Genomic DNA, 15353 nt, shown 5'->3' on the forward strand with positions numbered 1-15353 from the left:
ACCGCGTCAGGACGGGGGGAGTAACCGGACAAGGACATTCTGGGATAACAAGCTATTCCGTTGGCATTAGCGTTGTTTTGCCAAATGATAATATATTGTTGAGGTAATAAATGGACTTATCGATTGTCATGCCCGTTTTTAATAACTCAGCCAGCCTGGCCACTACATTAGTCAGGATGACTAATGCCTGCTCCGGATTCGATTATGAAATTATCGTGGTGGATAATGCGTCGGATAAACAAGAGCTGGATAATATGCGTAGCCTGTTGGTTGCAAATCGTCGGGCGCGGTTGCATGAAAATAAAGTTCGCCGTAATACCGCGGCGTCGTGCAATACCGGTTTTCGGTTAGCGCGAGCGGAAGTGGTTTTCTTTCTGGAACCGGAGGATTCGTTTAACACCAACTATATTATCCGCCGCCTGAAACGTCATCAGGACACCCGTATAGACATTATTTTTGGTAACTACGTTACGGTAAGTGACAGGAATGTACGCAGCTATCGATTCGATTATAAAGAAGGTGCAACGGGGGCGGATTTTTTATTTATCGACATGGGCGATATCCGCACTTCAACCATCAGTCTGCGCAAAAAAGATGACCGCCGGTTTTTATTTCCGGAGTTTCTTTATAAGTACCAGGATTGGGGATTTTTGGTCAATGCCACCAACCTGGGAGCCAAAGTGGCCTTTGACGAGGGACGCGGCGTGTTTATCCGCTGCGGTGATGCCGATACGGACCGCTGTCGGATGAATATCGACGCCAGCGAACAGTTTATTGACGCTTATCTCAATGCCAGCGGCCGCTATATCAGTGGTTTTGCCTGCAAACACCTGCTGGCCTCGCTCTACAGCGAAAATCTGCAGGCCTTTAACTATTACTCATCGCGCACTGAGCGTGATGCCCTGAGCAGCAAATTCAGGGCGATAAAACTGTACGGCGACTGTCTGGCCAGACTGGGGCTGTTTCCACTGGGCGGACGGCTGTTGCGTACCGCTCGCGAGGGATTTCGGAGATGACATGCAGCAACGAAAAGTAGCGATTGTGATTGAGAATATCGCCGAAAAAGGCGGTACCGAGCGGGTGGCCAGCAGTTTGGCCAATGCGCTGGCGACGCGTTTAGGGCATCAGGTGGATCTGGTGTCGATCAGCGGTGACCGGGCGTTTTACCCGCTGGACCCGGCGGTGAATTTGCGCTTTATGCGCGGCAGAACGCTGCTGTGGCCCTGGCGACTGGCATGGTTTTTACGGCGCGGCCGCTATGACGCAATTATCACCGTTTCGATGGGCAAACTCTCGTCGATTATTGTGCCGTACCTGCGCTTGTTGTGCCCGCACAGCCGGCTGCTGCTGAGTGAGCACGTCAGTTTCCATCAGTATCCCTGGCCGATGAAGTGGTTGAAGGTGCTGGTGTACCGACTCGGTGACCGTACGGTTCTGCTGACGAAGAAAGATTTGGCCACCATCAGCCGTTGGGTGCCTGACCGCAAATGTCGGGTGATCGAAAACGTTTCGCCATTCCCGGTGCAACCGCCACAACCGGCTCAGCAACAGCCGGTGGCGTTGGCGGTGGGGCGGTTATGCCGGCAGAAAGGGTTTGACCGCTTGATCGCCGCCTGGCAACGGATAGCGCCACAAGCGCCAGGCTGGCAATTGCATATCGTTGGCGACGGTCCGGACCGCGAAACGTTGCAACTACAGATTGACGCCGCCGGTCTGGGTGATCAGGTGAAGCTGTTGCCGGCGACGGCGGACATCGCCAGTCACTACCGTCAGGCCGCGATGCTATTGATGACCTCGCGTTACGAAGGCTTGCCGATGGTGCTGATTGAAGCGATGAGTTTTGGTCTGCCCCTGGTGGCGTATGACTGTCTGACCGGACCGGCTGAGCTGATCGATAACGGTAAAAACGGTTATCTGGTGGCGGAGGACGATATCGAGGCCTTCAGCCAACGAACGCTGGCGCTGATAGGCGACGGCGAGTTGCGTCAGCGCTTCTCTCTGCACTCGTTGGCGCGGGCGCAGCAGTACATTCCCGAGCGTATTTATCCCCAATGGCAACAGCTTATCGCTGGAGGTTAAGATGGAAAAAGTTTCAGTTATCATGCCGGCTTACAACGCCGCGGGCTTTATCAAAGAGTCGATCCTCGGGGTGTTGAACCAGACTTACCAGGATTATCACCTGTATGTGATCGACGATGCTTCCACGGATCATACCGCCGAGGTGGTGAAACCGTTCATCCACGATCGTCTGACTTACATCCGCAACAACACCAATCAGGGCGTGGCCGAAACCCGCAACATCGCGATTGAAGCCGCACGCGGCGATTATATTGCGTTTTGCGACAGTGATGACGTTTGGCACCCGAACAAGCTGGCGCGTCAGGTCGGTATTCTCAAGACCAACCGCTACGACGTGGTGTGCTCCCATTATTACACCTTTGAAGATGACCCGACGCGGGTGAAAAACTACCGCGGCGCCGGCGAAATCATCGCCTATAAAGACATGTTGAAAAGCAACTGGATCGGCAATCTGACCGGCATGTACAACCAGCGACAGGTCGGCAAGGTGTACCAGAGCAAAGTGGGCCACGAGGATTACGTGATGTGGCTGTCGGTGCTGGAGAAGGCGCGGAACCACATGGCTTATTGCATCCCCGAACCCCTGGCCTTTTATCGCCTGTCGGCGCAGTCGCTGTCCGGCAATAAATTCCGCGCGGCCGACTGGCAGTGGCAGATATATCGCCGCCATCTGGGGCTTTCCTATCAGAAGTCCTGTTATCTGTTCTTCTCCTATCTGTACAGCGCGGTGATGAAAAGACAATGAATTTCAGCAAACTAACCTCGGCCTGCCTGCTGGCGAGCGCCGGCTGGGCGGGGCTGGCCAATGCGGCCGGCTGCGACAGCAACCTGCTCAAGGATCCCGGCTTCGAGCAGGGTGGTGCCGGGTGGTCGCTGGCCTCGGCGCAGGTGGTCGCGGGTGGCCACGGCGGTCAGAGCAGCCTGTTTTATCAAAATCACAACCCGGCCAACTACCACAACATGCTGCAAACCCTGTCGGTCAAACCGGGTCAACAGCTGGCTTTTGGTGCCTGGGTTCGCGGTGAAAATCTCAGGGGCAAGGGCGAAAATCAGGGCGCCGGCGTGTTTGTCGAAAGCTATGACGACCAAGGGCGTTTTTTGGCGGGCAGCTATCCGCAGGGGCTGCTGGGCACCAGCGGCTGGCAGCCGGTGACCGGCGATTTTCGGGTGCCACCACGGGCGGTGAAAGTGGTGTTGGGCGTTTATCTGCGTCAGGGCACCACCGGCAGTGCCTGGTTTGACGATGTTTACGCCTGTCTGCAACCTGTTGCGCCGGAGTTGTACCAGATGCGCAGCGGCAAGGAGGCGGCCTCCAGCCTGATTGAAGTGGTGGATCCGCAGCAGGTGCAGGTGGACAGTACCCTGGTCGACGACAAGAATACCACCGTCAAACATGATAGCCGCCGCTATGCCATCAGCGAAAAACAGCAGGTGGAGTTTCCGCTGCCGGCCGATTTGGCTGCCGGAGAGTACCGCCTGCAGCAGCAGGTGACGGACGTGGCCACGCAACGCAGTCAGCGCAGCGAAATGCCGATCAGCGTTGGTCGCCCGCAGCCCAAGGTAGCGCTGGATGCTCAGGGTTACGTTTTGAAGCAAGGCAAGCGCTTCTTCCCGCTCGGCATCTACATGTACGGCGAGATGGCGACGGACGAACACCTGGCGCGCATCCGCGATGCCGGTTTCAATACCTTGCTCAATTACAACTACGGCACCGGCCGCGACCCCTATAACTATTTCCGCAAAACCCAGCAATATGGTTTGCAGGTGATTTTTTCGCTCAAGGATATGTACGCCGGCACCCGCTTTGCGCCGGAAACCAAAATGAGCTATCCGCAGCTGACGGCCAGCTATGTGGAGAAGTTCAAGCATCAACCAAACCTGCTCGCCTGGTACATCAACGACGAACTGGGCCCGGAATATGTGCCGCAGATTGAGCAAAAACACCTGCAGGTCAAGCAGTTGGATCCGGATCACCTGACGTTCCAGGTGTTGGACAAGACCGGGACGCTCAATGCCTATTTCAACAGTTCGGACGTATTGGCCAGCGACCCTTATCCGGTCGGCAGAGACGCCGATCTGACGCGAACGCTGGAGTACAGCCGTATTACCAGCCAGGTGGCGCGCCAGGCAAAAGGAGCCTGGTTGGTGATGCAAATTATGGATCATGCCGCTTACGCCCCCGGCCGCAAACCGCGTCAGCCTACCGAGGCGGAGATCCGCAATCAGGCCTGGCTAGGGCTGATCGGCGGGGCCAGAGGCATCCTGTTTTATTCCTATACCGACTTGTTCTACAAGCGCCAGCGTGGCGGCTTCAGTCAGCAGGAGTTCGATGCTATCTGGCGTGGCGTCGCCGGCGTAGCACAGCAGATTGTCAGCTTTGAGCCTTACCTGCTTTCCGGTGAAAGCCGGTTGTTGCAAGGCAACAATACCGCCATCCCGGCCCGGCTGTTTATCCGCGGCGATCGCGGCCTGGTACTGATAGCCAACCCTTATTACCGTCAAATGTCGGCACGTTTTGATCTGCCTGCCGGTTGGCAGGCTCAGGGGCAACGGCAGATTGAGGCGGAATTGCCTTCGATGGGCAGCCGTGCGGTATGGGTGCAACGTCAAACAGAAGATAAAGGATAACCGGTCATGAATATTACCCTGAGCCTGATTATTCCTGTGTACAAGGTCGAGGCTTACATCGAGGCATGTCTTGACTCGGTGCTGCAACAGTTACCTGACTGGGCGGAAGTGATCATCGTGGATGACGGCAGCCCGGACGGTGCCATCGGCATTGCCGAAGAGATGCTGTGTCGCTACCCGCAGCACAAACGGCGGGTCAGCATTCTGCGACAGGAAAATCAGGGGTTAAGCCAGGCGCGCAACAACGGCATTGACCATGCCGAGGGGAACTACATTGGCTTCCTGGACTCCGACGACGTACTGCTGGAGGGCTACTTCAGCATTTTGGGGCGTTTGTTGGCGGATAATCCGTTGGCCGACATTGTGGCCTTCAACGCCCAGCGCTTTTCGACCTTCAATAACGGCAAGATCCAACCGGACGGGACCATGGCTATCGTGCCCGGTAATGCGGCTCCGCAGCAGCGTGATGAGCATATGGCGCTGCTGGCAGACAGCTTTAACCGCAGCATGTGGTACGCCTGGGCGAGGATTTATCGCAAAACGCTGTTCGATGAGGCTCGCTTCCCGGCGGGGCGCAATTTTGAGGATATTCAGCTGATCCCGCAGCTTTACCTGAAGGCCGAACGCATCGTGGTCTGCGATACGCCGTTGGTGGGATACCGCGCTAACCCGAATGGCATTACGCGCGCGCCCAAGCGACGCGATCTGGACGATCTGGATTACGCACTCGACGGCGCTGACAGCGGGCGACGGCAGGGACTGGGGCATGGACTTTACTCGATTCTCTACGTCACCACCCTGAAAGCGCGCTTGCTGGTGGGGTTGGACTTTTTCGGGCCGCGTGATGCGTTGCGCGAAACCCGCGAGCTGAAGCGCCGTTATTCCGGCCTGCGCGGCGAGGAGCGTAAAATGCTGAGCCGTAAAAACCGGCTGTTTTACCGTAGCCCGTTGGCTTACTACCTGATGGCCCGGCTGTACAACCTGCGTGGCTAGCGGCACAGCATTCGCTTCTTTCCCGTTTTCGTCAAAGCAGCAGCATGCTGCACCCATGTCAATTGGGGCGAGCCCTCTCGCCCCCAACAGGCAGAATAAAACTATGAGTATCACCGTCAGCGTCATCATACCCACCTATGGCCGCAGCGAACTGCTGGCACGCGCCATCGATAGCGTATTGGCACAAACCCATCGCCCGTTGGAAATCATCGTGGTGGATGACAACCCGCAGGGCGACGCCCATCGCCTGGCGACCCGCGAACGCCTGGCCGGCTACATTGAGCGGGGTGAGATTATCTATTACCCGCGCAGGCGCAATGGCGGCGGCGCGCTGGCACGTAACAGCGGGATCCTGCGTTCGAGCGGTCAGTACATCAGCTTTCTGGATGATGACGATTACTACCACCCACAGAAAATCGCCCGTCAACTGGCGTTTATGCAGCAGGGCGATTACGACGTCAGCCTGTGCGATATGGATATTCTGAAAAACGGGCAGATCAGCGCTGAGCATTACTACCGCGCGCGTTGCGAAGGGCTGGAGGACTTTATGCTGGCCGGCGTAGCCTACACGCCGATGATCATGATGCGCCGTAGTACGGCGATTGCGGTACGGGGTTTTTTCAACACTCCTCGCTACCAGGATCATATCTTCCTCTACCGGCTGCTGGCGGCCGGAGCGAAGATCGGTACGCTGCACGAACGACTGGCGGTGCACAACGACCATGACGGCGAACGCATCACCTCCAGTCCGAAGGGCATTATTGGCTACCGCAACAAAATGCAGTTTGAGCAGCGGCTGATGCCGCAGGTGTCACCCCGGGCACGCAAGATCATGCGTCTGCGCCATACCTGCATTACTTCGCGCATCATTACCGACGGCAAGAGTCGCCTGGCAGGCGTTTTCTATGGGTTGAAGGGCATTGTTTACGTTAATAGCGGCTTGATGGCGGGGGTGTATATGAAAAATATCATCCGCAATGTGTTTTTCCGCGGCGTGCCGTTCTGAGATGCGTTTCGCGTACTCCGTTACCCTTAAGAGATTCCCCCTTTCAGAGGATGATTATGCGCTTTGAACGTTCGACGCTGATCGGCAGCGTACTGTTGCTGACGGTACCGCTTTTCGCCTTGTTGCACAGCATAGGCACGCTGAGGGCAGGAAAGAAGAACTCGGCGGCTTATGTGCTGATTGCGCTGTGTTTTTTCTTTTTCTTCATCAAAATTCCGCCGCTGGCAGACCTTTACCGCCACTTTGCCAACTACGATGCCATCAATTCGGCGACCCGCCTGAGTGATGTCATTCAGGGCAAGGTGGACGTGGTGCTGTACGCCAATTTCTATATTTTCAAAACGCTGGGGATCCCCTTTTTCATTATTCCGGGGCTGTACGTCGCGCTGTCGGTTTACTGCTATCTCAGCGCGCTGAATATCGTCATGCTGCATTCCGGCAAGGCGTTCACGGCGCGGCAGTTTGTGCTGCTGCATCTGGCTGTACTGTTTTTGATTAACCCGTTTATCATTGGCATGGGGCTGCGCTTTGGCTTCTCGATGGCGGTGATGACCCTGGCGATGGTGCTGTTTTGCCATAAGCTTAACCGTCCGCTTGCCGCGGGCCTGATGCTATTCGCCATGTTGACTCATTTTTCCAGCATGCTGCTGGTGGGGGTGTTTCTGTGCAGCCGGGTGATGCGCCTGAACCGCCTGCTGACGGTGGTGTTCAGCGCCATCGCCTTCCTGACCGCCAAGTTTGCGCTGCCGTTTATCGTTTCCCATATTACGATCTCCGGCATCAACAGTTACTCCGACGTCTATACTTCCGGCATGTACGCCAGCGACTACCTGACATCCGGCAACGCCAACGGCATGATTAACTTCCTGATCGTGTTATTCCCGGCGCTGTTTCTCGGCGTGTTTATGCTCGCTAACCCGATGCGCAATCAGGCGGGGGACATCAAAAACTACGCGGCATGGCTGGTGGTGTTTGTGTTTCTGTGTTCCAGCTCGCTGCAGGCGGCCAGCCGTTATGCCAGCGTGGCTTCGGTGTTCTTGCTGTTTTATTACGTGGCTCATCGGGGATCGTTCATCCGCGGCAGATTTAACTACTTCTTCCTGTGCTTTATGCTGATGGCCACCGGTTATAACCTGATAGAGAACATTTACGTTCCGCGTCGCCCGATCATGCTGGGGCAGATGTGGCAGTCGTTCTATAAAACGCCGCTGCTGAACCTGTTCTATGGCGAACAGGAATATGAGCAGTATCTGCAATTTATCAACCGCGACAGCGGCGAGTGGATAGGGCATGAGATGGATTTAGGCTAATGCGCTTTTTTAATCACTTCACCGAATCGGCAGCGGGCATCAGTCCGTTTGAGGCCGTTGACAAAGTTTAATGGTAGGGGCGCTGCATGCTGCGCCCAATAGCATCATCAATGGGTTAAATCGGGTCGAACATGTTCGACCCCTACCGGTTTAGCCCTTTCGCTGGTTTGTCAGCAGTCTGAAGCGGGCATCAGCCCGTTTCTACCCCCAAATACCTCGCCCCGCTCAGCACATCCCGTCATAGAAGTTCCATCTCATAATTTCTATATTATTTTCAATTAATTAAATCAATTTCACGCACTGATACTTTAGGGGTAGGCTTGCCGTTGCCGCCGTTTTTCTCCCCTCGTTCTCTTGATCGCAATCAATTTGCCCAACTTCTGGCCTCAGTAGGCTGGCGGCAGATTGAGCAACGTCATTACCCGCCGTATTTCAAGCCGCAGCGTTGTTACCTGCGTTAGCTCACTCCAGTGACTTACTTGAGTAAGCGCCTGGAGATGAGCGAACTGGCCGCCTGCTGCGACTTGAAATCCATAGGGTAAAAAATATTAAAAAGCCCTCAGGAGAATTCCGGATGAGCAAGTTTCTAGACCGATTCCGCTATTTTAAGCAGTTGGCGGAACCCTTTTCTGGCGATCATGGCCAGACGTTGAACACCAACCGCGACTGGGAAGACGGCTACCGTAGCCGTTGGCAGCATGACAAGATTGTGCGCTCCACCCATGGGGTCAACTGCACCGGCTCCTGCAGCTGGAAAATTTATGTGAAAAACGGCCTGGTCACCTGGGAAACCCAGCAGACCGATTACCCACGTACCCGTCCCGATCTGCCAAACCATGAACCGCGCGGTTGCCCACGTGGCGCCAGCTATTCCTGGTATCTGTACAGCGCCAACCGCCTGAAATACCCGTTGATGCGCAAACGCCTGATCAAACTGTGGCGCGAAGCCAAGGCGTTGCACAGCGATCCCGTCGAGGCCTGGGGTTCGATCGTCAGCGATCCTGAAAAAGCCAAAAGCTACAAAGTGGCGCGCGGGCGCGGCGGTTTTGTGCGTTCCAGCTGGCAGGAGGTTAACGAGCTGATCGCCGCTTCCAACGTCTATACCGCCAAAACCTTCGGTCCGGATCGCATCATCGGCTTCTCGCCAATCCCGGCAATGTCGATGGTGTCTTACGCCGCCGGCGCCCGTTATCTGTCGCTGATTGGCGGCACCTGCCTGAGCTTCTACGACTGGTATTGTGACTTGCCACCGGCCTCGCCAATGACCTGGGGCGAACAGACCGACGTGCCGGAATCCGCCGACTGGTATAACTCTTCCTACATTATCGCCTGGGGTTCCAACGTGCCTCAGACGCGCACCCCGGACGCGCACTTCTTCACTGAAGTCCGTTACAAAGGCACCAAGACCGTGGCGGTCACGCCGGACTACGCCGAAGTCGCCAAGCTGTGCGACCAGTGGCTGAATCCGAAGCAGGGCACCGACAGCGCGATGGCGCTGGCGATGGGCCACGTGATGCTGAAAGAGTTCCACCTGGATCGTGAGGTGGGTTATTTCCGCGATTACGTGCGTCGTTATACCGACATGCCGATGCTGGTCATATTGGAGCCGCGCGAAGAAGGGCATTACGCCGCCGGTCGTCTGCTGCGCGCCGCCGATTTGGTTGACGGCCTGGGGGAAGAAAATAACCCTGAATGGAAAACCGTCGCCATAGATCAACGCAGCGGCGAGCTGGTTGCTCCGCAGGGGTCGATCGGTTTCCGCTGGGGCGAACAGGGCAAATGGAACCTGGAACAACGCGCCGGGCAGGACCAGCAGGAAGTTGAATTGCAACTCAGCCTGCTGGGCGCGCATGACGACGTGGCCGAGGTAGGTTTCCCTTACTTTGGCGGCATCAAAAGCGGCGCTGCCGAGGGCGGGAACTTCAACAGCGTAGCGCTGGACGAGATCCTGCTGCACAAACTGCCTGTCAAACGCCTGCGCCTGGCGGACGGCAGCGAAGCGCTGGTGACCAGCGTGTATGATTTGACCCTGGCCAACTACGGCCTCGAGCGCGGCCTGAACGACGCCAACTGTGCCACCGACTACGACGATATCAAAGCCTATACCCCGGCCTGGGCCGAGCAAATCACCGGCGTTTCCCGCCACAACATCATCCGCATTGCGCGCGAATTTGCCGACAACGCCGAAAAAACCCATGGTCGCTCGATGATTATCGTCGGTGCCGGTGTCAACCACTGGTACCACATGGACATGACCTACCGTGGGCTGATCAACATGTTGATCTTCTGCGGCTGCGTCGGCCAGAGCGGTGGCGGCTGGGCGCACTACGTCGGCCAGGAAAAGCTGCGGCCGCAGACCGGCTGGCTGCCGCTGGCGTTTGGCCTCGACTGGCAACGTCCGCCGCGTCATATGAACAGCACCTCGTTCTTCTACAACCATTCCAGCCAGTGGCGCTACGAAACCGTAGGTACCGAAGAGCTGTTGTCGCCGATGGCGGACAAATCACGCTTTGGCGGTAGCCTGATCGATCTCAACGTGCGTGCCGAGCGCATGGGCTGGTTGCCGTCCGCACCACAGCTGGGCACTAACCCGCTGCATATTGCGGCGCAGGCACAAGCCGCAGGACAATCGCCGGTGGATTACACCGTCGACGCCTTGAAAAAAGGGACGTTGGGCTTTGCCGCCGAGCAGCCGGACAACCCGCAGAACTTTCCGCGTAACCTGTTCGTTTGGCGCTCCAACCTGCTGGGTTCCTCCGGCAAGGGCCATGAGTACATGCTCAAATACCTGTTGGGCACCGAAAACGGGATTCAGGGCAAGGATCTGGGCCAGCAGGGCGGTGCCAAACCGCAGGAAGTGGAATGGCTGGAAAACGGCGGTGAAGGCAAGCTGGATCTGGTGGTGACCCTCGATTTCCGTATGTCCAGCACCTGCCTCTACTCCGACATCGTGCTGCCGACCGCTACCTGGTACGAAAAAGACGACATGAATACCTCGGATATGCATCCGTTTATTCACCCGCTGTCGGCGGCAGTCGATCCGGCCTGGGACTCGAAGAGCGACTGGGAAATCTACAAGGGCATCGCCAAAGCCTTCTCCGAAGTCTGTGTCGGGCATTTGGGGCAGGAAACCGACGTGGTGACGCTGCCGATCCAGCATGACTCTGCCGCAGAGCTGGCGCAGCCTTACGGCGTCAAAGACTGGAAAAAAGGCGAGTGTGACCTGATCCCGGGCAAAACCGCGCCGCATATTATGGCGGTAGAACGCGATTATCCGGCCACCTATGAGCGTTTCACTTCGCTGGGGCCGCTGCTGGATAAGTTGGGTAACGGCGGGAAAGGCATTGGCTGGAACACCCAGGACGAAGTCGACTTCCTGAAAAAGCTCAACTACGTCAAAACCGCCGGCCCGGCAGCGGGGCGGCCGAAAATTGAAAGCGCCATTGACGCAGCCGAAGTGATCCTGGCGTTAGCGCCGGAAACCAACGGGCAGGTGGCGGTCAAGGCGTGGGACGCGCTGGGTAAAATGACCGGTCGCGATCACCGCCACCTGGCGCTGAACAAGGAAGACGAAAAAATTCGCTTCCGTGATATTCAGGCCCAGCCGCGCAAAATCATTTCCAGCCCTACCTGGTCAGGGTTGGAAGACGAACATGTGTCGTATAACGCCTGTTATACCAACGTGCATGAGCTGATCCCATGGCGCACCATCAGCGGCCGCCAGCAGCTGTATCAGGACCACGAGTGGATGCGCGCCTTTGGCGAGAGTTTGCTGGTGTACCGTCCGCCGATCGATACTCGCGCCGCGCAGCCGTTGCTGAACCAGAAGCCGAACGGCAACAAGGAGAAGGCGTTGAACTTCCTGACGCCGCACCAAAAGTGGGGCATCCACTCCACCTACAGCGACAACCTGTTGATGCTGACCCTGTCGCGCGGCGGGCCGATTGTCTGGATGAGTGAAGACGATGCCAAAGAGCTGGGCATTGAGGACAACGACTGGATCGAGGCCTTTAACGCCAACGGCGCACTGACCGCACGGGCGGTTGTCAGCCAGCGTATTCCGGCAGGCATGACCATGATGTACCACGCGCAGGAACGTATCGTGAATATCCCCGGTTCGGAAATCACCAGTCAGCGCGGTGGTATTCACAACTCGGTGACCCGCGTCTGCCCGAAACCGACCCATATGATCGGCGGCTACGCGCAGCTGGCCTACGGTTTCAACTATTACGGCACCGTCGGCTCCAACCGCGACGAGTTTGTGGTGGTACGCAAAATGAACCGCATCGATTGGTTAGACGGTGAAGGCAACGACGACTCGCAGGGCTGCCAGCAGGAGAAAGCAAAATGAAAATTCGTTCACAAGTCGGCATGGTGCTGAACCTGGACAAATGCATCGGTTGCCATACCTGTTCGGTGACCTGCAAGAACGTCTGGACCAGCCGCGAGGGTATGGAGTACGCCTGGTTCAATAACGTTGAAAGCAAACCCGGCGTCGGTTACCCGCACGCCTGGGAAGATCAGGAAAAATGGAAGGGCGGTTGGATCCGTAAAATCAACGGCAAGCTGGAACCGCGCATGGGCAGCCGCGTCGGCCTGTTGTCGAAGATTTTCGCCAACCCGGACGTGCCGGCGCTGGACGATTATTACGAGCCTTTCGACTACGACTATCAGAACCTGCATACCGCGCCGCAGGGGAAACATCAGCCGATCGCCCGTCCGCGCTCGCTGATTACCGGCCAGCGCATGAAGAAGATAGAAAGCGGCCCGAACTGGGAAGAGATCCTCGGCGGCGAATTCGAAAAACGTTCGCAGGACAAAAACTTCGACAACATGCAGAAGGCGATGTACGGCCAGTTCGAAAACACCTTCATGATGTATTTGCCGCGCCTGTGCGAACACTGCCTTAACCCGGCCTGTGTCGCTACTTGCCCAAGCGGCGCCATCTACAAGCGTGGCGAAGACGGTATTGTGCTGATCGATCAGGATAAATGCCGCGGCTGGCGTATGTGCCTGACCGGCTGCCCGTACAAGAAAATCTATTTCAACTGGAAGAGCGGCAAGTCCGAGAAGTGTATCTTCTGCTACCCGCGTATCGAATCCGGCCAGCCGACGGTGTGTTCGGAAACCTGCGTAGGCCGTATTCGCTATCTTGGCGTGTTGCTGTATGACGCCGACCGCATTGAGCAGGCCGCCGCCGCCGAAAACGAACAAGACCTCTATCAGCGCCAGTTGGATATCTTCCTGGATCCGTACGACCCGGCGGTGATTGCCCAGGCGTTGCAGGATGGCATTCCACAAGGGGTGATCGAGGCCGCACAGCAGTCGCCGGTGTATAAAATGGCGATGGACTGGAAGTTGGCACTGCCGCTGCACCCGGAATACCGCACGCTGCCGATGGTGTGGTACGTGCCACCATTGTCACCGATCCAATCCGCCGCCGATGCCGGTGAGCTGGCACACAGCGGCGTATTGCCGGACGTGGAGAGCCTGCGTATTCCGGTGCAATATCTGGCCAACTTGCTGACTGCCGGGGATACCGCGCCGGTGCTGTTGGCGCTTAAACGCATGCTGGCGATGCGCCACTACAAAAGGGCGGAAACCGTTGACGGCGTGCTGGACACCAGTGCCCTGGAGCAGGTGGGGTTGAGCGAAGCGCAGGCGCAGGAGATGTACCGTTATCTGGCGATCGCCAACTATGAAGATCGCTTTGTGATCCCGTCCAGCCACCGCGAACTGGCGCGTGAGGCTTTCCCGGAAAGCAAAGGCTGCGGCTTCAGCTTTGGTGACGGCTGCCACGGCAGCGACGGTAAATTCAACCTGTTCAACAGCCGCCGTATTGACGCCATCGATGTGACGCAAAAAACCGCCCGTCAGGAGGATGCCTCATGATCAGCCTGAAAGTGATTGCCCGCCTGCTGGATTATCCTGAGCAGGCGTTATTTGACCATCAGCAGGCGCTGGTAGAGGCACTGGAGCCGGCCAGCGAACTGGATTTGCACCACAGCGCGCAGTTGATCTTGTTTATTCGTCGATTTTGCGCTCGCCCGTTGTTGGACGTGCAGGCCGAATACTGCGAACTGTTTGACCGTGGTCGCGCCACCTCGCTGCTGCTGTTTGAGCACGTGCATGGCGAATCGCGCGATCGCGGCCAGGCGATGGTCGATTTGATGGCGCAATACCGTGAAGCGGGGCTGGAGATCGACAGCCGTGAACTGCCGGATTTCCTGCCGCTGTATCTGGAATACCTGGCCAGCCGCAGCCCAGCGGAGGCGCGCGGTGGCTTGCAGGACATCGCGCCGATCCTGGCGCTGTTGGGCGCACGTTTGCAGCAGAGGGAAAGCCCGTACGCGGTGTTGTTTGACCTGTTGTTGACGCTGTCCGGCAGTGACGTCCAGGCACAGGCGTTGGAGTCACAGGTGGCGGGAGAAGCCAGGGACGACACGCCGCAGGCGCTGGACGCGGTCTGGGAAGAGGAGCAGATACGATTCACTTCCCAGGGCGGTCCCGGTGAGCAAGGCTGCGCTTCGGCACAGCAAACGGCGCATCAGCGGCGTTTTGCCGGCGCGGTGGCGCCACAGTACCTGGACCTGACGGATGCGCTAACCGGAACCAAAGGACGCTAATCATGCAATTTTTAAATCAATTCTTCTTCGATATTTACCCCTATCTGGCGGGAGCGATTTTCCTGATAGGCAGCTGGTTGCGTTACGATTACGGGCAGTACAGCTGGCGTGCCGGCTCCAGCCAAATGCTGGATAAAAGGGGCATGCGGTTGGCTTCCAACCTGTTCCATATCGGTATTTTGGGTATTTTCGCCGGGCACTTCCTCGGCATGCTGACGCCGCACTGGATGTATGAAGCCTTCCTGCCGATCGACGTGAAACAGAAACTGGCGATGATCGCCGGCGGTGCCTGCGGCGTGATGACGCTGGTTGGCGGGGCGCTGTTGCTGAAACGCCGCCTGACCAACCCACGAGTGCGGGCCACCAGCAGCTTTGCCGACATCATGATCCTGACGCTGTTGGTGGTGCAGGTGTGTCTGGGGTTGCTGACCATTCCGTTCTCCGCCCAGCATATGGACGGCAGCGAGATGATGAAGCTGGTGGCCTGGGCGCAGGCAGTGGTGACTTTCCACGCCGGGGCGTCACAGCATTTGACCGGCGTTGCGTTGATTTTCAAATTGCATATGGTGCTGGGCATGACGCTGTTCGTGCTGTTCCCGTTCTGCCGTCTGGTGCATATCTGGAGTGTGCCGGTGGAATACCTGACCCGTCGCTACCAATTGGTGCGTAACCGCCGTTAATTCCTCGCCTACATAGCGGCAATGCCTGCCA

11 protein-coding genes are annotated in these 15353 nt (G+C 57.2%); all 11 read left to right on the plus strand.

All coding sequences use genetic code 11. The features are described 5' to 3' along the window. Nucleotides 1-110 precede the first annotated feature (110 nt). A complete protein-coding gene (locus AAZT04_RS09685) occupies nt 111-1016 on the plus strand; it encodes a glycosyltransferase family 2 protein (RefSeq protein WP_048760208.1) in 906 nt (301 codons plus the stop codon). Between the two features lies 1 nt (nt 1017). After that, nucleotides 1018-2079: a glycosyltransferase family 4 protein gene (locus tag AAZT04_RS09690; protein WP_261447884.1), complete on the plus strand. Its 1062-nt coding sequence runs from the start codon at nt 1018-1020 to the stop codon at nt 2077-2079. Nucleotide 2080: 1 nt separating this feature from the next. Further along, complete coding sequence (locus AAZT04_RS09695) at nt 2081-2824, plus strand: glycosyltransferase family 2 protein (RefSeq protein WP_020827444.1); 744 nt, start codon at nt 2081-2083, stop codon at nt 2822-2824. After that, nucleotides 2821-4707 carry a carbohydrate-binding protein CenC gene (locus tag AAZT04_RS09700; protein WP_129982696.1) on the plus strand — a complete coding sequence of 629 codons (1887 nt, stop codon included), beginning with the start codon at nt 2821-2823 and terminating at the stop codon, nt 4705-4707. Before AAZT04_RS09695 ends, AAZT04_RS09700 begins: the two co-directional genes overlap by 4 nt. Nucleotides 4708-4713: 6 nt before the next feature. Continuing rightward, nucleotides 4714-5700 carry a glycosyltransferase family 2 protein gene (locus tag AAZT04_RS09705; protein ID WP_115058611.1) on the plus strand — a complete coding sequence of 329 codons (987 nt, stop codon included), beginning with the start codon at nt 4714-4716 and terminating at the stop codon, nt 5698-5700. 103 nt (nt 5701-5803) lie between these two features. Further along, nucleotides 5804-6706: a glycosyltransferase family 2 protein gene (locus AAZT04_RS09710; protein WP_187961567.1), complete on the plus strand. Its 903-nt coding sequence runs from the start codon at nt 5804-5806 to the stop codon at nt 6704-6706. A gap of 56 nt (nt 6707-6762) precedes the next feature. Further along, the gene (locus AAZT04_RS09715; protein ID WP_129982697.1) at nt 6763-8016 is read left to right on the plus strand and encodes a hypothetical protein; all 1254 of its coding nucleotides are present in this window, start codon (nt 6763-6765) and stop codon (nt 8014-8016) included. 574 nt (nt 8017-8590) lie between these two features. After that, nucleotides 8591-12367, plus strand: coding sequence for a nitrate reductase subunit alpha (locus AAZT04_RS09720; RefSeq protein WP_434679861.1), 3777 nt, complete (start codon nt 8591-8593; stop codon nt 12365-12367). After that, nucleotides 12364-13908 (plus strand): nitrate reductase subunit beta, encoded by a 1545-nt coding sequence (gene narH, locus AAZT04_RS09725; RefSeq protein WP_129982699.1) that lies wholly within the window; start codon nt 12364-12366, stop codon nt 13906-13908. Before AAZT04_RS09720 ends, narH begins: the two co-directional genes overlap by 4 nt. Further along, entirely contained in the window at nt 13905-14642 is a 738-nt protein-coding gene (gene narJ / locus AAZT04_RS09730; protein WP_129982700.1) for a nitrate reductase molybdenum cofactor assembly chaperone, read from the plus strand. Before narH ends, narJ begins: the two co-directional genes overlap by 4 nt. A 2-nt stretch (nt 14643-14644) precedes the next feature. After that, entirely contained in the window at nt 14645-15322 is a 678-nt protein-coding gene (gene narI / locus AAZT04_RS09735; protein ID WP_020827435.1) for a respiratory nitrate reductase subunit gamma, read from the plus strand. The last annotated feature ends 31 nt before the right edge of the window (nt 15323-15353 follow it).

The organism is Serratia sp. Je.1.23.a, from assembly GCF_051129805.1.
GTDB lineage: Bacteria > Pseudomonadota > Gammaproteobacteria > Enterobacterales > Enterobacteriaceae > Serratia > Serratia liquefaciens.

Excerpts from the sequence above, each read along its gene's own strand:
- AAZT04_RS09685 (WP_048760208.1), top strand. The coding sequence starts at position 111 with ATGGACTTATCGATTGTCATGCCCGTTTTTAATAACTCAGCCAGCCTG.
- AAZT04_RS09690 (WP_261447884.1), top strand. The coding sequence starts at position 1,018 with ATGCAGCAACGAAAAGTAGCGATTGTGATTGAGAATATCGCCGAAAAA.
- AAZT04_RS09695 (WP_020827444.1), top strand. The coding sequence starts at position 2,081 with ATGGAAAAAGTTTCAGTTATCATGCCGGCTTACAACGCCGCGGGCTTT.
- AAZT04_RS09700 (WP_129982696.1), top strand. The coding sequence starts at position 2,821 with ATGAATTTCAGCAAACTAACCTCGGCCTGCCTGCTGGCGAGCGCCGGC.
- AAZT04_RS09705 (WP_115058611.1), top strand. The coding sequence starts at position 4,714 with ATGAATATTACCCTGAGCCTGATTATTCCTGTGTACAAGGTCGAGGCT.
- AAZT04_RS09710 (WP_187961567.1), top strand. The coding sequence starts at position 5,804 with ATGAGTATCACCGTCAGCGTCATCATACCCACCTATGGCCGCAGCGAA.
- AAZT04_RS09715 (WP_129982697.1), top strand. The coding sequence starts at position 6,763 with ATGCGCTTTGAACGTTCGACGCTGATCGGCAGCGTACTGTTGCTGACG.
- AAZT04_RS09720 (WP_434679861.1), top strand. The coding sequence starts at position 8,591 with ATGAGCAAGTTTCTAGACCGATTCCGCTATTTTAAGCAGTTGGCGGAA.
- narH (WP_129982699.1), top strand. The coding sequence starts at position 12,364 with ATGAAAATTCGTTCACAAGTCGGCATGGTGCTGAACCTGGACAAATGC.
- narJ (WP_129982700.1), top strand. The coding sequence starts at position 13,905 with ATGATCAGCCTGAAAGTGATTGCCCGCCTGCTGGATTATCCTGAGCAG.
- narI (WP_020827435.1), top strand. The coding sequence starts at position 14,645 with ATGCAATTTTTAAATCAATTCTTCTTCGATATTTACCCCTATCTGGCG.